Here is a 24,561-nt window from a genome sequence, read left to right as displayed (position 1 = left end):
TAGAACTTTCCTATAACCCTTATCGCCAAACAATAATCCCGTGATATGTTTGGTGATTATCGAAACCGGCGCTCTATCATCTACATTACCAGGCGTTAGTTTTAGACCTTGAATCTCACCTTTTTCGTGAATAACCAAATGTAATTTTAGACCAAAAAACCAACTTTTTGTTGTTTTACCCAAAGCAGCAATACCGGCAAAGACTTTATTACGAGAGATTCTTTTTCGATGACAAACCTCTAAAGATGTGGCGTCAATATAAGAAACTCCCGTAGATTGAGCTGCCTGCATATACCATTCAAGTAATAAAACTAAATAACTCAGAACTCTTGGTTTTAGAGCTATAAAACGAGTATATGATGGAAGAGTTACAAAGTCTGATTTATATAATTGTAGATAGGACGAGTCTTTTGCAATGATTGTGTAAATTTTTGTTGAGCCTATATTAGAAGTAATTAAAAATATAGGTAACAGAAATGCAAATAGAGAAGAATAAAAAAATAAATGAAGCAATAGATTTGCTGATAGAAGGCGGAGTAGATTTAAAAACAGTACTAAGTCAGAATGGATTAATTAAGGAATTAACCAAGGGTATTTTAGAGCGAGCACTATAATGGACTAATGGTATGGACCTCCTGATATAGAGAATGAAAAGCAGTTGCTAATCTTCTAGGGTTAATATTTAACATATTAAAACAACAATTAAGGAGGTCCATATGGAGGTTACTACAATTGGTATAGATATTGCAAAAAGAATTTTTCAAATTCATGGTGTAGATAAAAATGGCAAGACAGTATTAAAGAAAAAATTGATGAGAGATCAGGTTTTGACATTTATGGCTAATTTACCACAATGTTTAGTAGGGATGGAAGCTTGTGGTGGTTCTAGTTATTGGGCAAGAGAAATAACTAAATTAGGGCATGAAGTAAAACTAATGGCACCGCAATTTGTCAAACCATATGTTAAAACTAATAAAAATGATCAAGCAGATGCTGAAGCGATATGTGAAGCCGTGACAAGACCTAATATGAGATTTGTTGCAATTAAAACTATAGAGCAACAAGAAATTTTATCAATACATAGGGTAAGAGAGAGATTGGTAAAAAATCGTACAGCACTTGCTAATGAAATTAGGGGGCTACTACATGAGTTTGGTTTTATTGTTCCTCAAGGCATTAATAAGGTTATCACAAAATTAATTGAGATTTTAGATGCAGGGAAATTAAGCCAGTTAAGTTATCAAACATTTAGTGAACTAAAAGAAGAATTCTTAGATAATAACAGAAAAATAAAAGAGATAGAAAAACGATTAACAATGATAGCAAGTAACCTAACTCAATATCAACGATTAAGAGCTATACCTGGTCTTGGTTTAATTACTGCTACTGCTTTAATAGCATCAATAGGTAATGCTACAAGTTTTGAGAATGGCAGGCAATTATCGGCATGGCTAGGATTAGTGCCAAGACAACATTCAAGTGGTGGGAAGGATAAGCTGCTGGGAATTAGCAAGCGAGGTGATGTATACTTACGCACTTTATTAATTCAAGGGGCTAGAGCTGTACTAAATGCCAAGATAAGATTTACATCGGAAGAACAGAAATCTAAAAAAGATTTTAGCCAATTTACGAAATGGATGTTTAATTTATCTGAGCGAAGTAGCCATAATAAAACGACAGTTGCCATAGCTAATAAGTTGGCAAGAGTGGTGTTTGCTGTACTAAGATCAGGAGATGATTATGTAGAGAGTAAAGTTTGTAGCTAAAGAGTGTGTAGCATAGCACTTATAAGTAAAATAAATGGTGATTTATATAATGAATAGGTAAAAGCAAAACAATATGTAAGAGATTCCAACCCGAAATATGCTTGAGATAATTAATATTGATGGTAAATAAGACAAACCTTAGCTTACAAAAAAACTGCGTTTTTCAGTGGCTCTTTTAGAAGCCGATGGACTGATAAGTATATAGTTTGTAAGCCAGCGAATTCCATCAGGGCTGTAGAATAAATTAGGTTGATTTATCAGCTATAAGCCGGATACATGACTGCATTTGTTTGTTTTTATTATTGATGTTATTTTTTTCTTGCATTCTACAGGAGGTCCATACATGAAAAAATTGGACAAAAAAATGAAGGAGTGTGTTTCCGCAATAAGTTAGAATAAATAGCAATAAACTTAAGAGGAAAGATGAAGAAAAATAAAGTCAGGAGTTTCGCACTTAGCAAAATTGTGTATTAGTTAGAAGCCATTTAATGTTGTTCTGAATTGATGTTTTTATAACTTCCCAAGTTTGTTGATATAAAGTAATGTTTTCATTTATCCTCCTTTTGTTCATATCAAGCCAGGCCAATACAGCAAGGCAAATATGATTTCTTTGAGCTCGACCCGTGCGTGCCTGACAGCATTCAATACCACAAGTTTGTTTCAATTCTCGATGATAAACTTCTATAGACCAACGCGCCTTAACAATTTTCTCTATTTGCTCACGTGTAGGATTCTCTAAATTAGTTGTTATGTAATCAATGCGACCATTTTTTGCCACAAACTTAAATACCGTAACCCAACCGTATCCACGTAGGTGAATTTTTAGCCCTTCATCGGGAATCTCTAAAGTTTCCAAGCTAACATTACGATTAACTTTTCTATTTTTTCTTAGGTTGGTAACCCATATCCAACCTAAATTACGTATATGTTTTAAATTATCCAAACCACTATACCAAGCATCCATAACTATAGCATCAGGCTTGATACCTCTTTCTTTAGCTAAAGTAAGCATATCACAAAAATGCTCGTTCTTTGTTTTACCATCAGTTTCTTTATCATATATTCTATAATCTACAGGAGTAGATTGATCAATTTGAGTATTGTAATGCAGTAAGTTTACCATTCCTATACCAGGTATAACATCATGTACAGCCCCAGAATATTGATAATTTACAAGCTCGATCCTCTTACTGTATTGCTTTGACAATAAGGTGTCATCTCCTACTAATAAACAAGGATCTTCCAGATCAATATATTTTGACACTTTGCTATAGATTTCGCTAGGGCGAAAATCCTTACTCTTTAACCATCGACTTGCACTATCGTGCGATAGATCTAATGGACTTACTTCAGATAATGCTTTGCTAGTATATCTTACACTACTTGCTTGTAAGAATGATTTATATAAATCTTTGCTACATTTTGATCTTGTCATTTTTATCTAAAACTATTTTTCTCTAGATTAGCATATTATTTGCTAAGTGCGAAACTCCTGAAAGTAAAAATTTTCAGTGCTTCAGAAAAAACGGGGATAGTATTAGAATTAATAAAAGAGGAGTCGACACTTGGTCAGTTAGCTTCAAAATATGCAATAAGTGTTAAAACAATTCAAAATTGGAAAAAACAGTTTTTAGGTAATGCGGCATTAGCTTTTGAACCAGCTAAAGTTTTGAGTGAATATCAAGCACAAATAAATCATTTACAAGAGCAAAATGATGAACTTGCTAAAGCTCTTGGTAGAATCACAGTTGAGAGGGACTGGGCCGTGGGAAAGCTCAAAAGCTTGGATTTATCAAATAAAAAGAGTCTTGTACACTCCAAGCTAAATCAACTCTCAAAATCAAGACAGTGTGAACTATTAAAGATTAGTCGATCTACAGCCTACTATAAATCCAAGGAGATGAGTATAAATAAATTAAGTATTTTAAATAGAATAGATGAAATATATACAGATAATCCTGAATTTGGTTATCGCTATATTCATCAACAGTTACTAGAAGATGGTTTTATTGTCGGTAAAGATCGAGTACTGAAATATATGAGGATGATGGGTATAGAAGCTATTTACCCACATAAGAAAAAATCTACTTCTCGAAACGATAGTGAGCATAAGATCTATAGCTACTTACTTGATCAATATTGGACTAAATCTGGCTCAACAAAGCAAGTGTATGTGCCTAATGTGAATGAGGTTTGGAGTGGTGACATTACTTACATTAGAACTAATGGTGGCTTTATGTATATGGCAGCTATTATAGATTGGCATAGCAAGGCCATATTGAGCTATAAACTGTCAAATTCTATGGATGCATCTCTTGTAACTGATGTCTTGAAACAAGCTCTCAGTAAGTATAACGCTCCACAGATATTTAATAGTGATCAAGGTAGCCAATATACCAGTTATGACCACATAAATATTCTCAAGGAGCATGATATCCAAATTTCAATGAATGGCAAAGGTAGAAGTATTGATAATATAGTAATAGAAAGGTTTTTTAGAACTTTAAAATATAATTGTATCTTTATTAATGATTTTAACAATGTTAAAGAGTTAAAAGAGGGGATTGATCATTATCTGAATAAATATAATTATCACAGATTTCATTCAAGTATTGGTTATAAAAAGCCTATGAATGTATATCTGAATTATATGCAAAATTATCAGCAAATTGCTGCCTGATAATCGAAAAATTAGGAAAACATACTACTCATTTTTTTGTCTTGATTTTTCATGTATGGACCTCCTGTAGAATGCAAGAAAAAAATAACATCAATAATAAAAACAAACAAATGCAGTCATGTATCCGGCTTATAGCTGATAAATCAACCTAATTTATTCTACAGCCCTGATGGAATTCGCTGGCTTACAAACTATATACTTATCAGTCCATCGGCTTCTAAAAGAGCCACTGAAAAACGCAGTTTTTTTGTAAGCTAAGGTTTGTCTTATTTACCATCAATATTAATTATCTCAAGCATATTTCGGGTTGGAATCTCTTACATATTGTTTTGCTTTTACCTATTCATTATATAAATCACCATTTATTTTACTTATAAGTGCTATGCTACACACTCTTTAGCTACAAACTTTACTCTCTACATAATCATCTCCTGATCTTAGTACAGCAAACACCACTCTTGCCAACTTATTAGCTATGGCAACTGTCGTTTTATTATGGCTACTTCGCTCAGATAAATTAAACATCCATTTCGTAAATTGGCTAAAATCTTTTTTAGATTTCTGTTCTTCCGATGTAAATCTTATCTTGGCATTTAGTACAGCTCTAGCCCCTTGAATTAATAAAGTGCGTAAGTATACATCACCTCGCTTGCTAATTCCCAGCAGCTTATCCTTCCCACCACTTGAATGTTGTCTTGGCACTAATCCTAGCCATGCCGATAATTGCCTGCCATTCTCAAAACTTGTAGCATTACCTATTGATGCTATTAAAGCAGTAGCAGTAATTAAACCAAGACCAGGTATAGCTCTTAATCGTTGATATTGAGTTAGGTTACTTGCTATCATTGTTAATCGTTTTTCTATCTCTTTTATTTTTCTGTTATTATCTAAGAATTCTTCTTTTAGTTCACTAAATGTTTGATAACTTAACTGGCTTAATTTCCCTGCATCTAAAATCTCAATTAATTTTGTGATAACCTTATTAATGCCTTGAGGAACAATAAAACCAAACTCATGTAGTAGCCCCCTAATTTCATTAGCAAGTGCTGTACGATTTTTTACCAATCTCTCTCTTACCCTATGTATTGATAAAATTTCTTGTTGCTCTATAGTTTTAATTGCAACAAATCTCATATTAGGTCTTGTCACGGCTTCACATATCGCTTCAGCATCTGCTTGATCATTTTTATTAGTTTTAACATATGGTTTGACAAATTGCGGTGCCATTAGTTTTACTTCATGCCCTAATTTAGTTATTTCTCTTGCCCAATAACTAGAACCACCACAAGCTTCCATCCCTACTAAACATTGTGGTAAATTAGCCATAAATGTCAAAACCTGATCTCTCATCAATTTTTTCTTTAATACTGTCTTGCCATTTTTATCTACACCATGAATTTGAAAAATTCTTTTTGCAATATCTATACCAATTGTAGTAACCTCCATATGGACCTCCTTAATTGTTGTTTTAATATGTTAAATATTAACCCTAGAAGATTAGCAACTGCTTTTCATTCTCTATATCAGGAGGTCCATACCATTAGTCCACTATCCACTGCATGCTGAGATGTCAGAACATTTAGGTTATAGCAAGTATGATAGAGCTGAAACTGAGAATGCGAGGAATGGTAGTTTTAGTAAGAATCTGATTAGTGAGAATGGTACTATAGAGATAAATGTTCCAAGAGACAGACAAGGTAAATTTGAACCTATAATAGTCTCAAAGAAACAAACAAGAATAGATGGCTTAGACCAAAAGATAATATCCTTATATGCGAAGGGTATGAGTGTGTCTGATATTAACAGGAGTTTCGCACTTAGCAAAATTGTGTATTAGTTAGAAGCCATTTAATGTTGTTCTGAATTGATGTTTTTATAACTTCCCAAGTTTGTTGATATAAAGTAATGTTTTCATTTATCCTCCTTTTGTTCATATCAAGCCAGGCCAATACAGCAAGGCAAATATGATTTCTTTGAGCTCGACCCGTGCGTGCCTGACAGCATTCAATACCACAAGTTTGTTTCAATTCTCGATGATAAACTTCTATAGACCAACGCGCCTTAACAATTTTCTCTATTTGCTCACGTGTAGGATTCTCTAAATTAGTTGTTATGTAATCAATGCGACCATTTTTTGCCACAAACTTAAATACCGTAACCCAACCGTATCCACGTAGGTGAATTTTTAGCCCTTCATCGGGAATCTCTAAAGTTTCCAAGCTAACATTACGATTAACTTTTCTATTTTTTCTTAGGTTGGTAACCCATATCCAACCTAAATTACGTATATGTTTTAAATTATCCAAACCACTATACCAAGCATCCATAACTATAGCATCAGGCTTGATACCTCTTTCTTTAGCTAAAGTAAGCATATCACAAAAATGCTCGTTCTTTGTTTTACCATCAGTTTCTTTATCATATATTCTATAATCTACAGGAGTAGATTGATCAATTTGAGTATTGTAATGCAGTAAGTTTACCATTCCTATACCAGGTATAACATCATGTACAGCCCCAGAATATTGATAATTTACAAGCTCGATCCTCTTACTGTATTGCTTTGACAATAAGGTGTCATCTCCTACTAATAAACAAGGATCTTCCAGATCAATATATTTTGACACTTTGCTATAGATTTCGCTAGGGCGAAAATCCTTACTCTTTAACCATCGACTTGCACTATCGTGCGATAGATCTAATGGACTTACTTCAGATAATGCTTTGCTAGTATATCTTACACTACTTGCTTGTAAGAATGATTTATATAAATCTTTGCTACATTTTGATCTTGTCATTTTTATCTAAAACTATTTTTCTCTAGATTAGCATATTATTTGCTAAGTGCGAAACTCCTGATTAAAACACAATTGCAAGAATTATATGGAGCTGAGATCAGTGAGAGCCTAATCAGCAGGATTACAGATGAAGTAATAGATGAGGTCAAGATTTGGCAGAGTAGACCTCTTGAATCAGTATACCCTATAGTATATTTTGACTGTTTAGTAGTGAAAGTAAGACAAGATAAACTTATTATTAATAAATCAGTATATGTAGCTTTAGGAATAGATTTATCTGGCAGAAAGGATATTTTAGGCTTATGGATAAGTGAGAATGAAGGAGCTAAATTTTGGCTTGGTAATTTTACTGAAATGAAGAATCGAGGAGTAAAAGATATCTTAATTGCTTGTAGTGATAATCTAACTGGTATGTCTGATGCTATTGCATCAGTATATCCGAAAACTGAACATCAAATTTGTATTGTCCATCAGATCAGGAATAGCCTCAAATATGTATCATATAAAGATAGAAAGCAATTAGCAGCGGATTTGAAACTAATCTATACTTCTGCTACTGAAAAAGAAGCAGAATTAGCTCTTGAGTCATTTGATCAAAAATGGAGTAAGCAATATCCGCATATAGCTAAATCTTGGTATAATAATTGGGATAATTTGATAATTTTCTTGCAATATCCAAAGGAGATTCGTAAGATTATTTACACTACAAATGCGATAGAATCGCTGAATAGCCAATTGAGAAAAGTTACTAAGAATAAACGCATCTTTCCAAATGATGACGCAGTATTTAAGGTTTTATATCTGACAATTGGTTATATTACCAAAAAATGGTCTATGCCTATCCCCAATTGGAATGAAGCTATGGCTCATTTTATGATCAAATTTGATGGTAGAATTTAATGGTTCACGAAATTTACACAATTGATGAGACAGAGCCTAGCCAATTGAGAAAAGTTACTAAGAATAAACGCATCTTTCCAAATGATGACGCAGTATTTAAAGTTTTATATCTGACAATTGATTATATTACCAAAAAATGGTCTATGCCTATCCCCAATTGGAATGAAGCTATGGCTCATTTTATGATCAAATTTGATGGTAGAATTTAATGGTTCACGAAATTTACACAATTGATGAGACAGAGCCGATAGGACATATAAAAATATTTAAAGTTTTTACAAGGTGATTGATGGTATAAAAGCACTATTGTTAACAGCTCAGAATAGCTTATTTCAGGCTTTCTTGTAGGGTTTTTAATGATGCTCCTCGCAGCAGAGCTACGAGGTATCTAAAAAAGTTTTAGTTGTTTCTTATGATATCACGAAGCAGAGCTTCGGGGAATTAAACCCTGAGAGATTAATAATAAGTTTATCTTGTCTTACTTTCACTACTAAACAGTCAAAATATACTATAGGGTATACTGATTCAAGAGGTCTACTCTGCCAAATCTTGACCTCATCTATTACTTCATCTGTAATCCTGCTGATTAGGCTCTCACTGATCTCAGCTCCATATAATTCTTGCAATTGTGTTTTAATATCAGACACACTCATACCCTTCGCATATAAGGATATTATCTTTTGGTCTAAGCCATCTATTCTTGTTTGTTTCTTTGAGACTATTATAGGTTCAAATTTACCTTGTCTGTCTCTTGGAACATTTAGCTCTATAGTACCATTCTCACTAATCAGATTCTTACTAAAACTACCATTCCTCGCATTCTCAGTTTCAGCTCTATCATACTTGCTATAACCTAAATGTTCTGACATCTCAGCATGCAGTGCTCGCTCTAAAATACCCTTGGTTAATTCCTTAATTAATCTCTCAGGGTTTAATTCCCCGAAGCTCTGCTTCGTGATATCATAAGAAACAACTAAAACTTTTTTAGATACCTCGTAGCTCTGCTGCGAGGAGCATCATTCCATTCTGACTTAGTACTGTTTTTAAATCTACTCCACCTTCTATCAGCAAATCTATTGCTTCATTTATTTTTTTATTCTTCTCTATTTGCATTTCTGTTACCTATATTTTTAATTACTTCTAATATAGGCTCAACAAAAATTTACACAATCATTGCAAAAGACTCGGAATGCACCTACAATATTATCAGTACGTGTTAATCCAAGCAGTACAGTTAGTATTTTATCTGTAGCTTATTCTGTGCCTAGTCGCTTAATAGGTTATACTTTAAAAGCTTATATTTATTCTGAAGAAATAGAGCTTTACTATGGTAACAAATGTTTACAAAAAATGTCTAGAATCAGCAATGGCTATGTTATTGATTATAGACATATTATTGATAGTTTAGTACGTAAACCTGGAGCATTTGTTCAATATCAATATTATGAAGCTTTATTCCCACGTGCTATATTTCGTCAGGTATATGACCAGCTTATCTCTATATATCCATATAAAGGGCATAAAATATATCTTAAAATATTACAATTAGCAAAAATGTATGGAGAATTGAATGTAGTTACTGCATTAGAAGTGCTATTAGAAAAGAAGATTGAGCCAATAATTGATCATATTACAGATTTACTAAATAGCCAGACTCAAACTGTTTGTTCAGTAAAAATTAATCAACCAATACTGTCTGAATATGATCAATTACATTGCTTTAAAACAATGGAGGTTGCATGAGTAGACAGATAATAACTCCGCAACCGCTAAATAATTTACTCAAGAACCTTTGCTTACCTACTTTTGCATCGTGCTATAAATCAGTTGCAGAAAGCTTTGAGCAAGAAAAGAAAACATATATAGATTATCTACAGGAGTTAGCCATACGTGAGTTAGAACATAGACAACAACAACGTATTGCCAGATTGCTGAAGCAAGCAAAACTCTCTCGAGATAAGTTATTAAGCAACTTTGATATTAAGCGTATCCCAGGATTATCGCCAACTAAGATCCAATATCTTGCACAAGGAGAATTTATGGATCGCTATGAAAATATACTTATTTTTGGTAATCCTGGCACTGGCAAAAGTCATCTTAGTATAGGTTTAGCACGTGAGTAGTGTCTTGCTGGTAGACGTGTATTATATACAACAGCAGCTAATTTGGTTCAACAATTACTAGAAGCAAAGCTTAGTTTAAAACTTAAGCAAATTATTAAAAAATTCGATTATTTTGAAATATTGATAATTGATGATATATCATATGTACCATATAATCGTGAAGAAACTGATGTTTTATTTACCTTATTAGCTGAACGTTATGAAATGCGTAGTGTATTAATCTCTCAGGGTTTAATTCCCCGAAGCTCTGCTTCGTGATATACTACTTGAATGGAAGAAAGCAGTTATATACATAAGAGTCATAATGTCACAGTACTAATATATCATTTAGTAACGCCGGCAAAGTATAGAAGAGTAATATTCAATCAAGAACTAGATGATTATTTGTGTAAAATTTGTGAGCACATAGAAGATCGTTATGAAATTAGATTTTTAGAAATAGGAGTAGATAAAGATCACGTACATTTTTTATTACAGTCAATACCAATGTATAGCCCAACAAAAATAACTCAAATCATAAAAAGTATTACTTCTAAGAAAATGTTTGAGAAATATCCAAATCTTAAAGAAAAATTATGGGGAAGTGAGTTTTGGAGTAAAGGATATTTTATGAGCACAGTAGGTAAACATGGTGATGAGCAGAAATTACGTAATTATGTACAGAATCAAGGTTCAGGCAAACCTTCTTATAAAGCATTTCAACAAAAACAGTTAAAGCTTTTTGGATAGATACCTCGTAGCTCTGCTGCGAGGAGCATCATTTACTAGCAATTTAGTTTTTGCAAAATGGAATACTATTTTTAAAGATGAAATGACTACGTCAGCAGTTATTGACAGATTGGTTCACCATTCTTCAATTCTTGAACTCAATACTGAAAGTTATAGAATCGCTACAGCTAAAGGCAAAAAATTAACTATAAAATCGGAGGATAATAATGTAACACTTTAGACAATATTTTTTACTCAAAAATGGGTAATTTTAATATTCGTCATGGGTAATTCTAATGTTCGTTCATCACTAACGTCTGATGCTATTGCATCAGTATATCCGAAAACTGAACATCAAATTTGTATTGTCCATCAGATCAGGAATAGCCTCAAATATGTATCATATAAAGATAGAAAGCAATTAGCAGCGGATTTGAAACTAATCTATACTTCTGCTACTGAAAAAGAAGCAGAATTAGCTCTTGAGTCATTTGATCAAAAATGGAGTAAGCAATATCCGCATATAGCTAAATCTTGGTATAATAATTGGGATAATTTGATAATTTTCTTGCAATATCCAAAGGAGATTCGTAAGATTATTTACACTACAAATGCGATAGAATCGCTGAATAGCCAATTGAGAAAAGTTACTAAGAATAAACGCATCTTTCCAAATGATGACGCAGTATTTAAAGTTTTATATCTGACAATTGATTATATTACCAAAAAATGGTCTATGCCTATCCCCAATTGGAATGAAGCTATGGCTCATTTTATGATCAAATTTGATGGTAGAATTTAATGGTTCACGAAATTTACACAATTGATGAGACAGAGCCAATTAATGGTAGAAATGATTTATTAATCCACTGCTCGCTAATTTTACAAAAATCATCGACAAAACAAAATAATGCAGTAATATCTTTCTTCATGGGGATACTCTTGTTTTTTTGCTAAAAATTATATAGTCCGTCCGCCAAAACTCTACAAGCCTTATAGATAATATGGTTTTAAGACAAGAAGTAATACAACAATCCGTAAGAAAATGATAAAATATGGTCATAAACCTTATGGATTTCAGTCAATGCCAATAGACAACATTATCAAATCGCAAGAACAAGGGAAACTGTTTGGTTATAAATTAAAAGAAGAATTAAACCCAAATAATAAGCTATATAAATTAAGAGAATTAATAAATTGGTCTAGGCTCGAAGAGTGGTTATCAAAAAATGTTTGTATTAAGAAATTTGGTAGAAATAGAAAATGTCATAGAGTGATGCTTGGCATAACGATGCTACAAGCAATGTATAATTTTTCAGATTCATTATCAGAGGAAGAGCTAAAAGAGAATATGTATTGGCAGTATTTCTGCGGGTGGGAATATATAGAAAAAGACATAGCTATCTCGGAAACTAGTATACGACGGTTTCGTAGTGTATTAGGTGAAGCTGGATATAATGAGATATTATCGGAGTTTATCAGGGTTGGGATAAAAACTAACACAATTAAAAAAAAAGATTTGGAATTAATCATCGCTGATACGACTGTACAAATTAAGAATATCAAACACCCACACGATGTTTATTTAATGGATAAAGCTAGGCTTAGCATAGTAAAGCTTTGCAACAGTTTGGGTATACATTTGAATGAAACATACGCTAGAACCTATAAACGCGATATAGTAAAGCTATGGAAATATAAAGAACATAGTAAAGCCAAGAAGCGTTGGAAAATAATGAAGCATTTAAAAATATTACTGGGTCGTTTGATTAGAGTATGTGAGCGTGAGATCAAAAATAAGCAATTAAACTTGTCTCTCAAAAATCAAGAAGTATTGCAAAAAATAAAACAAATACATAACCAATCTGTTTTAAAAAGAGAAGCTAAAAAGCAATATAAAGAAGATAACAAAGTATTATATAGTTTTCATGCCCCTGAAGTAGAGTGTATAGGAAAGGGAAAACGCAACAAGCCATATGAGTTTGGCAATAAAGTAGCGGTAGTAGTAAGTGGTCGTAGAAATTTTGTTTTATCCGCAAAATCGTTTCATAATAATCCTTATGATGGTCATACATTGCATCAGAGCTTTGAAGCAGTAGAGAGTGTCACTGGAATCAAGATAAAGAAATCATTTGTTGATCTTGGGTATAGTGGTAGCAATGTAAAGGAGAAGAGTAAGGTATATACCCCAAAAACGCGGAAGAAGTTGTTACAAGAGGACAAGTCTATGATCAAGAGACGCAGTGCCATAGAACCAATAATAGGTCACTTAAAGCAATATGGTCGGATGGGTAGAAACTTCTTGAAAGGTATGATAGGAGATATTATCAATCCAATAATCTCTGCTATTGGTTTGAATTTACGATGCATTGCAAATCATTTACAAATCGTGTCTAACTCCACATAAATCAAAAATATCATCATGCAAAAACTAGATGAACGATAAAAAATCGTTAACAATAGCTCCATATCAAAATTAGACCAACACAGAAATGTATCAGTAAAAATTAACATAACTTATTAATTTTTATTGAAAATCTTAGCAATTTGTTGTCAAAACTCTATCCCATTACAAATGATCAGGATTTGAAGTGTTTTTGGCGGATAGACTATCTACTAAATAATATACAGTTATGATACATCTTTTCATGTTGAGTTACTGATCTTTTATTAAAAAAATCTATCATAACTCAACATTAATCTCCTTTAAACCCTTTATCTATAAGCTTTCTATCTATCCCTCATCCTAAATTAGCGTTTTTAGTAATTTGCCGCATTAACGGATCTAGTAACTTTTCATTTTGTAATAAAACTGAAACCATATCTTGCAATATTTCTACATACTTACTTATTTTATTGATAAGAGCGTATTTTTAGAAATCTTCACAGCTTGGAAAGAAGGCTAATTAAAGACCAGGTCCTCTTGTTCTTACTTTCTGATTCTCTTGATGAATATCAGGTTTGTCTTTTGAAGATGTTTGAGATTGGTTGGCAAATAATAATTTATCAAATATTTCAGGGTTTGCTTTTCTTATTGCAACTAAATTAAGATTAGGATTATTAACTTCTTTTGGCTCAACAGTTTTATTCATTAATTTTGTTAAGCCGGCAGCAATTTGTTCGTTTGTTAAAGCATTTAAAAAGATTTTATTATCAATTTCTTTTTTTACATGTTCATCACTTAACGCTGCATATTTATTTATTGATTGTTCTAATCTTTTCTTTAAATAATCTTGACCTGTAAAAATTGACTTAAACTTTTCCCAAAGAGAAGTACCTTTGTCATTAATTTCTTTTAGCTCCGAGACTATTTTAGGACTATTTTCAGTTAGATAAGCAGAATCTAAATTCTTTAAAATTGCTCCTGTTTTTTCAATAAGTTTTTCATTTGCACTTTCATATAAAGAGGAAAAAAGCTTTACTACAGGTTCTAACGCTTTACTTTCGCGAGTATTTTTATCTAACCTTTCGGTCAGTTGATTTATCGAACCTTCTACTGCTTGAGAAATTTCTTTTCTATCCATTTCCGATTCTGTGTATGTTTTTTTATTTTTTTGCCCACTTTGAATAAATTCCTTACATTGTTGCAATTGTTGTTGTGAGAAAGAATTAGATAATTTTTTTGTAACTGCTTCTAGCAGTGTTTCAGTATATCCTTTTGCAGGAATCTTATTATTGCTCACTTCAACTAATGATTCATTAATTGCATTTGTTAAAGTACTTATATCTTGATCATTAAATTCACTTAGTACACGTTTCATTGATGCTAAATCTAAACCTGGTCTAAATCCTTTTAGATTGGCTTCAATTTTTGCAGCATAAAGTTTAATTTTATCTCTATTTTGCTTTGTAGTTATTGCAGCATTTTGTTTTGCATTTTCATTTATGCTCTCAACAAAATCTTGAATTTTTTCTTCTTTAAGATAGGATCTTATAAGATCATAACCTAAATCTGACCCTCCACCAAAATTTTGTATATATTGAAGTGGTTGATCAAAAAAAGAAAGATCCTTAGGTACTAATGACTGATATTGATCAAACTTTCTAATTACTCCTGTAATATCGTTGATTTTAGCGTTTACTACATTTCTATTTGATAATTGCTGGTTCTGATCATCAATTTTTAAATTTTTTGTCTCTTCAATCTCATTAATTGTTTTATCAGCTAAGTCTTTTTTTGGTAATTGCTGAGCTGGATCATCAATATTTAAGTCCTTTTCTTGAATATCAATTATGTCTTCCATTTCCTGAACTCTGTCATCAGCTTTTAAATTCTCTATCATATTATTCCTTTTTTAATTTATTTAAATAATAATAAACATAATAGAAAAAATGCCAAATTAATTTTAAATTCTAGCAAAAAAAATAGTTAAAATTTATAAAAAGAATCATATTTTTTCATAAAAGATGTGCGGATAATCATTTCCTCTGGGATTTCAGCTAAGAACCTTGATGGGTATGATCTGACTATTTCGTAGAATATTTTACGGCTTTCAGCATGGGTAATATAAAGCTCTTTTTTAGCTCTAGTAATACCAACATAAGCAATGCGGCGTTCTTCTTCCAAACCTTTTTCACCCTCTTCATCTAAAGATCTTTGAGACGGAAACACCCCCTCTTCCCAACCTGGCAAAAATACTACATCAAATTCAAGACCCTTAGCACCGTGTAGTGTCATTATTGTTACAGAACCACCATAATTGGTTTCTAAAACTTCATTTTCCATAACTAAGCTAGAATGCTCAATAAAATCATGAATATCGTTAAACTCAACAATAGCTCTTAGCATTTCGTTGATATTCTCGATCCTGCCTAAAGCTTCTTCAGTTTTCTCTTCCTGAAGCATTTCTAAATATCCGGAATCATCGAGTATTGCTTTAGTTACATTTATTGGAGCATCAAAGCTAAATCTTTCATGCCAATTGCTAATTTTGGTAACTAAATCTTTTAAAGTTTCATAGGATTTTGTTTTTATCTCCCCATCTTCTAGCATTTCTTTAATAGCGGCAAAATTAGAGATATTTTTTTCTATAGCATATAGTTTAATTTTATTTAACGTCACTGCCCCTATTGCTCTTTTCGGTACGTTAATAATACGCTCTAATGCTAAATTATCATTTTGGTTTAAGGCAATACGGATATAAGCCAGCACATCTCTTATTTCCATACGTTCATAGAACCGCAAACCGCCGATAATTTTATAAGGCATAGCACTATTTATAAAGGCTTCTTCAAAGCTTCTAGTTTGAAACCCTGCCCTTATTAATATAGCAATATTTCCTGCACTATATCTTCCCTCTCGCACTAACCTAGCTATTTCGGAGACAATATATCTTGCTTCTTCTTTATCATTCCAACAAGATATAATTTTGATCTTTTCACCACTTTCCTTATCAGTCCATAAGGTTTTGCCATGACGATTTTTATTGTTATTGATAACATTCGAAGCAGCCGCAAGAATTGGCAGAGTTGATCTATAATTCTGCTCTAATTTAATAATTGTGGCATTTAAAAAATCCTTTTCAAAACGTAATATATTACCAACTTCTGCACCACGCCAACCATAAATAGACTGATCATCATCACCAACACAGCAGATATTTTTACTGAAGCTCGCAAGCATTCTTGCCCATAAATATTGCACGACATTAGTATCTTGATACTCATCAATTAAAATATAACGATATTTTTCTTGGTAATATTTTAATATCTCAGGGTTTTTAATGAAAAGCTCATTATTATAAAGCAATAAATCCCCAAAATCCACTACGTTAGAGATAAGTAAATTTTGCTGATATTCTTCATAAACAAGTTTTGCTACACGTTGCAGCGGTAAATTAGTATCAGAACTTGATAATTTATTTGGCAATAAACCTTGATCTTTCCAACGTGAGATTACGATATGTATTAATTTAGGAGCATATTTTTTAGTATCAATATTTTTAAGCTTTACTATATCCTTAATCAATCTTAGTTGATCATCTTGGCTAATAATAGTGAATCTGCTATTTAAACCGAGATTTAAATGCTCTATTTGATCACGCAATATCCTTGCTGCCATTGAGTGGAAAGTGCCAATGTTAAGACCGTAAGAGCTAACCAAATTATGGACTCTTTCCTGCATCTCTTTTGCTGCTTTATTCGTGAAAGTAACAGCTAAAATATTCTGCGGGGATGCTAAATTTTGATGAATAATATTTGCAATTCTTGAGGTGAGTACTTTCGTCTTACCAGTTCCTGCTCCTGCAAGCAAAAGAAGAGGTCCTTCGGTATGAAGAACTGCTTTTTGCTGCTGCTCATTTAATGAATGTAAGAAGTCTTGATTTGGCATATATGGGTATATTTGTTATGTGGGTTCAATCCCAGGGCTTGAAAAGAGCTTTTATTGTCATTCCGTTGATCGCAGGAATGACACTATAGAATAATACCCCTATTTCTGCTTTTATCAATAACAATTTATCTAATTCTTTTAAGGTTTTTTAGAATATAAGAAAGGGTAATTATAGGGTTACAAATTATTATTTTTAATAATTTGAGATAAGAATTTAAATTTTTATCCTCAATAAACCAGCTATATAAATCATCTATAGGCTTAATCTTATTGGGAATAATATATTTATCCTTAAATAATTCCTTTAAAGCTTTTTTAGCTTTTTGGGCTTCTGCTTTACGCTCAGTTGTTAGGCTCTGATCATGCACCATATAAAAATATAGCGACTCTGGTATATGAGCAAACTTTGTAACAAGCCCAAACCGAAGCCAATATTCATAATCATCAACTAAATGCATGTTTTCGTTATATCCGCCTACCATCTTTGCTATATCCGCCCTATATAGAAAGCATGCCCCGACACAATCACGAATAGGTAGAAATTCTGGAGATTCTTGATAGAGCCGTGCCCCTATTTTGCCCTGCTCATCAATTAAAGTATAATCGGTATAAACAAGCCCTATATCCGGTGAATTATCTAAAACATCATTCATTTTTGCTAAAGCATTTTCATGCAAAAGATTATCATCAGAAGTCCAAGTAAAATACTGCCCCCTAGCCTCCTTAAAAGCAATATTAAGACTAGCTGGCAATCTTTTATTAGGCTCATTTCTTATTACTTTGATACGCTGATCCTGCTTTGCATATTTCTTTGCTATTTCAAAACTTTTACCTTTAGAGCAGTCATCGATTATAATAAGCTCAAAATCTTTAAATGTTTGATTAAGGCAGCTTTCAATAGCTTTCGGCAATAATTTTTCCCTATTGTAAACCGGTAAAACTATTGATATTTTTGGAAAATTATTATTCATATTTATATGTTTTATTATTGTGTCATTGCGAGCGAATGAAATGAGTGCGGCAATCTTGTAAAGCAGGACACCTGAGATTGCTTCGTCGATGCGTTGCCTCTCCTCGCAATGACGTTTTAGTCTTAACCATACCAAGGAGCCAAAGATAAACCTATCTTAATCCCCTTCACAGTAATATCTTCTTCCTGACTAGCAAGATACTTCTCTTCTTTAATTAAAGCTATAGCCTTATTTTGATAGCTGGAACATATTATGCCTATTGAATCATTTCCTGCAAGTATTTCCTCATCTTTAATCAAAGATGATAAATCTTCCTCAGCTATAATTTTGTATATCTTTCTTCTTATCACCCCTTGATATTTAGCCCTTGAAATAACTTCCTGCCCTACATAACAACCTTTATCATAGCTAACTCCCTCTAGCTCCTCAATACCATATAAAGTGGGTATAGATTTACCAGTGATTAGATCATCTGCCCCATCTATTATGGCCAAATTATATTTATCTTCTAGATATAATTTTTTACTTAGATTCCCGCCTACGCGGGAATGACATAATTGGCTTAGTGTTATTGAGCGAAATCCCAGCAAATTATATCGAGGATCACGAACCGATACTAACCCCCCTGTCTTTAATTCCTCAGAAGAATAAGCAATTTTATACTCATCTTTACAACCTACTATTTCTATTTTAGAGCGGAACTTATAAAAATTTAAGTGATCTATTAAGGCAGTTTTACTTTTCTCATCAATATCAATATAAATTTCTTCAATATTATGTACATATACAAAGAAATCAAATAAATATCTACCTTGATTATTAAGTAAATAAGTATAACAATAATTACTCTTATTGATATCATTAGTTGTAAAGTTTTGCAGGAACTTTAACGAATCCGAACCCGCTATTTTAATAACCTCTCTATTGTTTAATATTTCGTACATAATTATAATATTATTGACTTTCTATGCTCCACACTACTATACTTTAAATTTATGTAAATTAAACTTAAATAATTATGAGATGTTCATCTTACTGTGTTTCTTCTGAATATAAGATGAGTGATCTAGTTACTAATTTAAAAAAGATTGGGCTTGAACCTCAGCATTTTGATGATGTTTTATATATTCGGAAAGAAATAAATAAAGATTCTGATTATATAGATATCTTTTTCTTTCCATTTGGTTGTGTAACTATTTGGGGTGGTGACGAAATTCAGGAAAAAGTAATTTTAAATGATACTGATTTAGTAACGATAAATAGACTTGCTGAACCTGTATCCGATTATATTTATTTTGAATATAATGAAGAACACGAAAAAACTTTTATTGACGAAGAAAAAAACAAAATAATTTTAGCTGATAAATCGGTATTTGTTAAGCTATCTATTTCTCATGCACTTGCCCAATCTGTTAAGCTTAGCGTTCTTGAGCAATCTGTGAGTAATTTGATCTCTCAAACCACTCCTATACAACAAGAGCTAGCTAGAACCGGTAGTGTATCACTCTCTAAAAAAGAAATATTACAACAAATAGGTATATTATTTAGTGAACGCTATTCAATTAGCTTACATAGCGATATATTCGATACTCCTGAATTTTTTTGGCGTCGTCCTAGCTATGAGCCCCTATATCTTATGACGGCAGAATTTCAAGACATAGAAATAAGACAAAATATAATGAATCATCGCCTTAATATGATTCATGAGTTGCTCGATATCCTTTCAAATGACCTTAATTATAAACATTCTACTAAACTTGAGTGGATTATTATTATATTAATTGGTCTTGAAGTAGTATTATCTTTATCTCATACTAATCTTTTTCTAAAAATTATTGGAGCTTTGTAAATAGCTTCATTTATGCAAATTATTAATAGTCAAAAAGTATTAGAAGAGTTTTGTAGGGAATTATCCACCAAAAAATGGTTGAGTATAGATACAGAATTTGAACGTCGTTATACCTATTATGCTAAACTTAGTATAATCCAAGTAAAAGCAGAGGGTTGCAGCATAATAATTGATGCAATAAATAACCTAGCTTTAAATGTCTTTAACAAGTTACTTATAGATAATAATATTATTAAAATATTTCATGCACCTCGTGAAGATTTCGAAATTTTTTATAATTTATTTAAGACTCTACCTTCTAATATTTTTGATGTACAAGTTGCTGCAAATGTTTGTGGTCTTGGTAGTCAACTAAGCTATGATGATATTTGTTATAAACTTTTCAAAATCAATATTGATAAAACACATCAAAAATCTAACTGGTTAAAACGCCCTATTACTGAAGATATGCTGAATTACGCGTTTTTAGATGTTGAATATTTGGACAAAATATATAAACAACTAAATAAGATAATTTTGGATAATAATTTAACGAATCAATATCAGTCCATGCTCCAGTTTTTATTTAATATTAAAAACTATGAGGTAAAACCCGAAGATGCTTGGAAAAAAGTAAAATTTAGAATTGAAATTAAAGATTTTAATACTAAAATACAAATGCTTGCAGCTTATCGTGAAGAAAAGGCACAAACTATAAATATCCCTCGAAAACATTTCATTTCAGATGAAGACTTAATGAAGTTGTGTAAATATTTACCTTTAACTGAACAAGATTTTAAAAATCTAAACCTAAAAAGTAGACATTTACTAAAACCCAGATACAAAGAAGAGCTAATACAATTATGCAATAGCTATATAGTCCGTCCGCCAAAACTCTACAAGCCTTATAGATAATATGGTTTTAAGACAAGAAGTAATACAACAATCCGTAAGAAAATGATAAAATATGGTCATAAACCTTATGGATTTCAGTCAATGCCAATAGACAACATTATCAAATCGCAAGAACAAGGGAAACTGTTTGGTTATAAATTAAAAGAAGAATTAAACCCAAATAATAAGCTATATAAATTAAGAGAATTAATAAATTGGTCTAGGCTCGAAGAGTGGTTATCAAAAAATGTTTGTATTAAGAAATTTGGTAGAAATAGAAAATGTCATAGAGTGATGCTTGGCATAACGATGCTACAAGCAATGTATAATTTTTCAGATTCATTATCAGAGGAAGAGCTAAAAGAGAATATGTATTGGCAGTATTTCTGCGGGTGGGAATATATAGAAAAAGACATAGCTATCTCGGAAACTAGTATACGACGGTTTCGTAGTGTATTAGGTGAAGCTGGATATAATGAGATATTATCGGAGTTGATCAGGGTTGGGATAAAAACTAACACAATTAAAAAAAAAGATTTGGAATTAATCATCGCTGATACGACTGTACAAATTAAGAATATCAAACACCCACACGATGTGTATTTAATGGATAAAGCTAGGCTTAGCATAGTAAAGCTTTGCAACAGTTTGGGTATACATTTGAATGAAACATACGCTAGAACCTATAAACGCGATATAGTAAAGCTATGGAAATATAAAGAACATAGTAAAGCCAAGAAGCGTTGGAAAATAATGAAGCATTTAAAAATATTACTGGGTCGTTTGATTAGAGTATGTGAGCGTGAGATCAAAAATAAGCAATTAAACTTGTCAGGAGTTTCGCACTTAGCAAATAATATGCTAATCTAGAGAAAAATAGTTTTAGATAAAAATGACAAGATCAAAATGTAGCAAAGATTTATATAAATCATTCTTACAAGCAAGTAGTGTAAGATATACTAGCAAAGCATTATCTGAAGTAAGTCCATTAGATCTATCGCACGATAGTGCAAGTCGATGGTTAAAGAGTAAGGATTTTCGCCCTAGCGAAATCTATAGCAAAGTGTCAAAATATATTGATCTGGAAGATCCTTGTTTATTAGTGGGAGATGACACCTTATTGTCAAAGCAATACAGTAAGAGGATCGAGCTTGTAAATTATCAATATTCTGGGGCTGTACATGATGTTATACCTGGTATAGGAATGGTAAACTTACTGCATTACAATACTCAAATTGATCAATCTACTCCTGTAGATTATAGAATATATGATAAAGAAACTGATGGTAAAACAAAGAACGAGCATTTTTGTGATATGCTTACTTTAGCTAAAGAAAGAGGTATCAAGCCTGATGCTATAGTTATGGATGCTTGGTATAGTGGTTTGGATAATTTAAAACATATACGTAATTTAGGTTGGATATGGGTTACCAACCTAAGAAAAAATAGAAAAGTTAATCGTAATGTTAGCTTGGAAACTTTAGAGATTCCCGATGAAGGGCTAAAAATTCACCTACGTGGATACGGTTGGGTTACGGTATTTAAGTTTGTGGCAAAAAATGGTCGCATTGATTACATAACAACTAATTTAGAGAATCCTACACGTGAGCAAATAGAGAAAATTGTTAAGGCGCGTTGGTCTATAGAAGTTTATCATCGAGAATTGAAACAAACTTGTGGTATTGAATGCTGTCAGGCACGCACGGGTCGAGCTCAAAGAAATCATATTTGCCTTGCTGTATTGGCCTGGCTTGATATGAACAAAAGGAGGATAAATGAAAACATTACTTTATATCAACAAACTTGGGAAGTTATAAAAACATCAATTCAGAACAACATTAAATGGCTTCTAACTAATACACAATTTTGCTAAGTGCGAAACTCCTGCTTGTCTCTCAAAAATCAAGAAGTATTGCAAAAAATAAAACAAATACATAACCAATCTGTTTTAAAAAGAGAAGCTAAAAAGCAATATAAAGAAGATAACAAAGTATTATATAGTTTTCATGCCCCTGAAGTAGAGTGTATAGGAAAGGGAAAACGCAACAAGCCATATGAGTTTGGCAATAAAGTAGCGGTAGTAGTAAGTGGTCGTAGAAATTTTGTTTTATCCGCAAAATCGTTTCATAATAATCCTTATGATGGTCATACATTGCATCAGAGCTTTGAAGCAGTAGAGAGTGTCACTGGAATCAAGATAAAGAAATCATTTGTTGATCTTGGGTATAGTGGTAGCAATGTAAAGGAGAAGAGTAAGGTATATACCCCAAAAACGCGGAAGAAGTTGTTACAAGAGGACAAGTCTATGATCAAGAGACGCAGTGCCATAGAACCAATAATAGGTCACTTAAAGCAATATGGTCGGATGGGTAGAAACTTCTTGAAAGGTATGATAGGAGATATTATCAATCCAATAATCTCTGCTATTGGTTTGAATTTACGATGCATTGCAAATCATTTACAAATCGTGTCTAACTCCACATAAATCAAAAATATCATCATGCAAAAACTAGATGAACGATAAAAAATCGTTAACAATAGCTCCATATCAAAATTAGACCAACACAGAAATGTATCAGTAAAAATTAACATAACTTATTAATTTTTATTGAAAATCTTAGCAATTTGTTGTCAAAACTCTATCCCATTACAAATGATCAGGATTTGAAGTGTTTTTGGCGGATAGACTATATACATAAAATAGAATAGCACTGAAAAGTTATTATTATATGTCATTCCCGCTTAAGGCTTGCTTGCGTAGATCGAGAGTCGTCATTGCGAGGAGCAAAGCGACGTGGCAATCTCAGGAAATAATGATGAGATTGCTTTGTCAAAACTTACAGTTTTTCCTCGCAATGACGAGAAAATGATGCTCCTCGCAGCAGAGCTACGAGGTATCTATCCAAAAAGCTTTAACTGTTTTTGTTGAAATGCTTTATAAGAAGGTTTGCCTGAACCTTGATTCTGTACATAATTACGTAATTTCTGCTCATCACCATGTTTACCTACTGTGCTCATAAAATATCCTTTACTCCAAAACTCACTTCCCCATAATTTTTCTTTAAGATTTGGATATTTCTCAAACATTTTCTTAGAAGTAATACTTTTTACTGAAGTTTTGACAAAAAATTTTTATTAAAAAAAGTGGCGAGTGTATCAATCTATAATTTGTATTATATATCAAATAATTTACTTTAAATTGTATAAAGATCGCTTTTAAGCTGATAAAAGCACTAAATATTTAACTTTAAATATAAATTTTTACTTTAGTCAGAAAAATTAGAATTTTTGTCAAAACTTCAGTTTATTATTTGAGTTATTTTTGTTGGGCTATACATTGGTATTGACTGTAATAAAAAATGTACGTGATCTTCATCTACTCCTATTTCTAAAAATCTCATTTCATAACGATCTTCTATGTGCTCACAAATTTTACACAAATAATCATCTAGTTCTTGATTGAATATTACTCTTCTATACTTTGCCGGCGTTACTAAATGATATATTAGTACTGTGACATTATGACTCTTATGTATATAACTGCTTTCTTCCATTCAAGTAG

At 32.1% G+C, this 24,561-nt stretch carries 21 protein-coding genes and 10 pseudogenes; 17 read left to right on the top strand and 14 right to left on the bottom strand.

Going from position 1 to position 24,561, the window contains the following annotated elements:
• Nucleotides 1-6 precede the first annotated feature (6 nt).
• Nucleotides 7-399, bottom strand: a pseudogene (locus tag AAHI98_RS02500) (transposase); the annotation flags it as partial.
• Nucleotides 400-476: 77 nt separating this feature from the next.
• Between AAHI98_RS02500 and AAHI98_RS02495 the strand changes: the two are divergent.
• Together AAHI98_RS02495 and AAHI98_RS02490 are read left to right on the top strand one after the other, a co-directional pair.
• Nucleotides 477-614: a hypothetical protein gene (locus AAHI98_RS02495; protein WP_342224943.1), complete on the top strand. Its 138-nt coding sequence runs from the start codon at nt 477-479 to the stop codon at nt 612-614.
• 102 nt (nt 615-716) lie between these two features.
• Nucleotides 717-1,766, top strand: a complete 1,050-nt coding sequence (locus tag AAHI98_RS02490) for an IS110 family RNA-guided transposase (RefSeq protein WP_342224642.1) — start codon at nt 717-719, stop codon at nt 1,764-1,766.
• A 454-nt stretch (nt 1,767-2,220) separates the two neighbouring features.
• Here AAHI98_RS02490 and AAHI98_RS02485 read toward each other — a convergent pair whose 3' ends face one another.
• Nucleotides 2,221-3,201 (bottom strand): IS701 family transposase, encoded by a 981-nt coding sequence (locus tag AAHI98_RS02485; protein ID WP_342224656.1) that lies wholly within the window; start codon nt 3,199-3,201, stop codon nt 2,221-2,223.
• A 39-nt stretch (nt 3,202-3,240) separates the two neighbouring features.
• On the opposite strand from AAHI98_RS02485, the gene AAHI98_RS02480 reads away from it, so the two are divergent.
• Complete coding sequence (locus tag AAHI98_RS02480; RefSeq protein WP_342224942.1) at nt 3,241-4,446, top strand: IS3 family transposase; 1,206 nt, start codon at nt 3,241-3,243, stop codon at nt 4,444-4,446.
• A gap of 396 nt (nt 4,447-4,842) precedes the next feature.
• On the opposite strand, the gene AAHI98_RS02475 is transcribed toward AAHI98_RS02480, so the two are convergent.
• Nucleotides 4,843-5,892 (bottom strand): IS110 family RNA-guided transposase, encoded by a 1,050-nt coding sequence (locus AAHI98_RS02475; RefSeq protein ID WP_342224642.1) that lies wholly within the window; start codon nt 5,890-5,892, stop codon nt 4,843-4,845.
• Nucleotides 5,893-6,001: 109 nt separating this feature from the next.
• On the opposite strand from AAHI98_RS02475, the pseudogene AAHI98_RS02470 reads away from it, so the two are divergent.
• Nucleotides 6,002-6,247, top strand: a pseudogene (locus tag AAHI98_RS02470) (transposase); the annotation flags it as partial.
• A gap of 16 nt (nt 6,248-6,263) precedes the next feature.
• Here the strand turns inward: AAHI98_RS02470 and AAHI98_RS02465 are convergent.
• A complete protein-coding gene (locus AAHI98_RS02465; RefSeq protein ID WP_342224656.1) occupies nt 6,264-7,244 on the bottom strand; it encodes an IS701 family transposase in 981 nt (326 codons plus the stop codon).
• Nucleotides 7,245-7,304: 60 nt separating this feature from the next.
• Between AAHI98_RS02465 and AAHI98_RS02460 the strand changes: the two are divergent.
• Together AAHI98_RS02460 and AAHI98_RS02455 are read left to right on the top strand one after the other, a co-directional pair.
• Nucleotides 7,305-8,144 (top strand): annotated as a pseudogene (locus AAHI98_RS02460) (IS256 family transposase); the annotation flags it as partial.
• A 38-nt stretch (nt 8,145-8,182) separates the two neighbouring features.
• Nucleotides 8,183-8,353: pseudogene (locus AAHI98_RS02455) on the top strand (IS256 family transposase); the annotation flags it as partial.
• A 38-nt stretch (nt 8,354-8,391) separates the two neighbouring features.
• Here AAHI98_RS02455 and AAHI98_RS18430 read toward each other — a convergent pair.
• From AAHI98_RS18430 to AAHI98_RS02440, 3 genes and pseudogenes are all read right to left on the bottom strand, one after another.
• Nucleotides 8,392-8,499, bottom strand: a pseudogene (locus AAHI98_RS18430) (IS982 family transposase); the annotation flags it as partial.
• A 94-nt stretch (nt 8,500-8,593) separates the two neighbouring features.
• Nucleotides 8,594-9,103: pseudogene (locus tag AAHI98_RS02445) on the bottom strand (IS256 family transposase); the annotation flags it as partial.
• A gap of 25 nt (nt 9,104-9,128) precedes the next feature.
• Entirely contained in the window at nt 9,129-9,257 is a 129-nt protein-coding gene (locus AAHI98_RS02440) for a hypothetical protein (protein WP_342224793.1), read from the bottom strand.
• A 60-nt stretch (nt 9,258-9,317) separates the two neighbouring features.
• Between AAHI98_RS02440 and AAHI98_RS02435 the strand changes: the two genes are divergently transcribed.
• From AAHI98_RS02435 to AAHI98_RS02415, 5 genes and pseudogenes are all read left to right on the top strand, one after another.
• Entirely contained in the window at nt 9,318-9,887 is a 570-nt protein-coding gene (locus tag AAHI98_RS02435) for a Mu transposase domain-containing protein (protein ID WP_342224938.1), read from the top strand.
• Nucleotides 9,884-10,525 (top strand): annotated as a pseudogene (locus AAHI98_RS02430) (ATP-binding protein). Before AAHI98_RS02435 ends, AAHI98_RS02430 begins: the two are co-directional and overlap by 4 nt.
• Nucleotides 10,526-10,537: 12 nt before the next feature.
• The gene (tnpA, locus tag AAHI98_RS02425) at nt 10,538-10,996 is read left to right on the top strand and encodes an IS200/IS605 family transposase (RefSeq protein ID WP_342224823.1); all 459 of its coding nucleotides are present in this window, start codon (nt 10,538-10,540) and stop codon (nt 10,994-10,996) included.
• Complete coding sequence (locus tag AAHI98_RS02420; RefSeq protein ID WP_342224937.1) at nt 10,989-11,216, top strand: ATP-binding protein; 228 nt, start codon at nt 10,989-10,991, stop codon at nt 11,214-11,216. Before tnpA (AAHI98_RS02425) ends, AAHI98_RS02420 begins: the two co-directional genes overlap by 8 nt.
• Nucleotides 11,217-11,294: 78 nt before the next feature.
• A pseudogene (locus tag AAHI98_RS02415) lies at nt 11,295-11,777 on the top strand (IS256 family transposase); the annotation flags it as partial.
• A 37-nt stretch (nt 11,778-11,814) separates the two neighbouring features.
• On the opposite strand, the pseudogene AAHI98_RS18425 reads toward AAHI98_RS02415, so the two are convergent.
• A pseudogene (locus AAHI98_RS18425) lies at nt 11,815-11,907 on the bottom strand (IS982 family transposase); the annotation flags it as partial.
• Nucleotides 11,908-12,020: 113 nt separating this feature from the next.
• Here AAHI98_RS18425 and AAHI98_RS02410 point away from each other — a divergent pair.
• A complete protein-coding gene (locus AAHI98_RS02410) occupies nt 12,021-13,382 on the top strand; it encodes an IS5 family transposase (protein WP_342224936.1) in 1,362 nt (453 codons plus the stop codon).
• A gap of 499 nt (nt 13,383-13,881) precedes the next feature.
• Here AAHI98_RS02410 and AAHI98_RS02405 read toward each other — a convergent pair whose 3' ends face one another.
• From AAHI98_RS02405 to ygfZ, 4 genes are all read right to left on the bottom strand, one after another.
• Nucleotides 13,882-15,258 (bottom strand): hypothetical protein, encoded by a 1,377-nt coding sequence (locus tag AAHI98_RS02405; protein WP_342224935.1) that lies wholly within the window; start codon nt 15,256-15,258, stop codon nt 13,882-13,884.
• Nucleotides 15,259-15,344: 86 nt separating this feature from the next.
• Nucleotides 15,345-17,306 carry a DNA helicase PcrA gene (pcrA, locus tag AAHI98_RS02400; RefSeq protein ID WP_342224934.1) on the bottom strand — a complete coding sequence of 654 codons (1,962 nt, stop codon included), beginning with the start codon at nt 17,304-17,306 and terminating at the stop codon, nt 15,345-15,347.
• A gap of 125 nt (nt 17,307-17,431) precedes the next feature.
• Nucleotides 17,432-18,277, bottom strand: coding sequence for a glycosyltransferase (locus tag AAHI98_RS02395; RefSeq protein WP_342224933.1), 846 nt, complete (start codon nt 18,275-18,277; stop codon nt 17,432-17,434).
• Between the two features lie 122 nt (nt 18,278-18,399).
• Nucleotides 18,400-19,221 (bottom strand): CAF17-like 4Fe-4S cluster assembly/insertion protein YgfZ, encoded by an 822-nt coding sequence (gene ygfZ / locus AAHI98_RS02390; RefSeq protein ID WP_342224932.1) that lies wholly within the window; start codon nt 19,219-19,221, stop codon nt 18,400-18,402.
• 113 nt (nt 19,222-19,334) lie between these two features.
• On the opposite strand from ygfZ, the gene AAHI98_RS02385 reads away from it, so the two are divergent.
• Genes AAHI98_RS02385 through AAHI98_RS02365 form a run of 5 tightly spaced genes read left to right on the top strand, consistent with a single transcriptional unit; the run spans nt 19,335 to nt 23,484 of the window.
• On the top strand, nt 19,335-20,126 hold the full coding sequence (locus AAHI98_RS02385; protein WP_016948158.1) for an RMD1 family protein: 792 nt from the start codon (nt 19,335-19,337) through the stop codon (nt 20,124-20,126).
• 12 nt (nt 20,127-20,138) lie between these two features.
• Entirely contained in the window at nt 20,139-21,020 is an 882-nt protein-coding gene (locus tag AAHI98_RS02380; protein ID WP_342224931.1) for a ribonuclease D, read from the top strand.
• 42 nt (nt 21,021-21,062) lie between these two features.
• Entirely contained in the window at nt 21,063-21,869 is an 807-nt protein-coding gene (locus AAHI98_RS02375; RefSeq protein ID WP_342224930.1) for a transposase, read from the top strand.
• 22 nt (nt 21,870-21,891) lie between these two features.
• Nucleotides 21,892-22,872, top strand: a complete 981-nt coding sequence (locus tag AAHI98_RS02370) for an IS701 family transposase (RefSeq protein WP_342224656.1) — start codon at nt 21,892-21,894, stop codon at nt 22,870-22,872.
• A complete protein-coding gene (locus tag AAHI98_RS02365; protein ID WP_342224929.1) occupies nt 22,873-23,484 on the top strand; it encodes a transposase in 612 nt (203 codons plus the stop codon).
• A gap of 413 nt (nt 23,485-23,897) precedes the next feature.
• Here AAHI98_RS02365 and AAHI98_RS02360 read toward each other — a convergent pair whose 3' ends face one another.
• Entirely contained in the window at nt 23,898-24,101 is a 204-nt protein-coding gene (locus AAHI98_RS02360; RefSeq protein WP_342224974.1) for a transposase, read from the bottom strand.
• Nucleotides 24,102-24,304: 203 nt separating this feature from the next.
• Nucleotides 24,305-24,553, bottom strand: a pseudogene (gene tnpA, locus AAHI98_RS02355) (IS200/IS605 family transposase); the annotation flags it as partial.
• Between the last annotated feature and the right edge of the window lie 8 nt (nt 24,554-24,561).

Source organism: Rickettsia endosymbiont of Urophora cardui, assembly GCF_964030725.1.
Taxonomy (GTDB): Bacteria; Pseudomonadota; Alphaproteobacteria; order Rickettsiales; family Rickettsiaceae; genus Rickettsia.
This window is presented reverse-complemented; position numbering and strand designations above follow the sequence as displayed.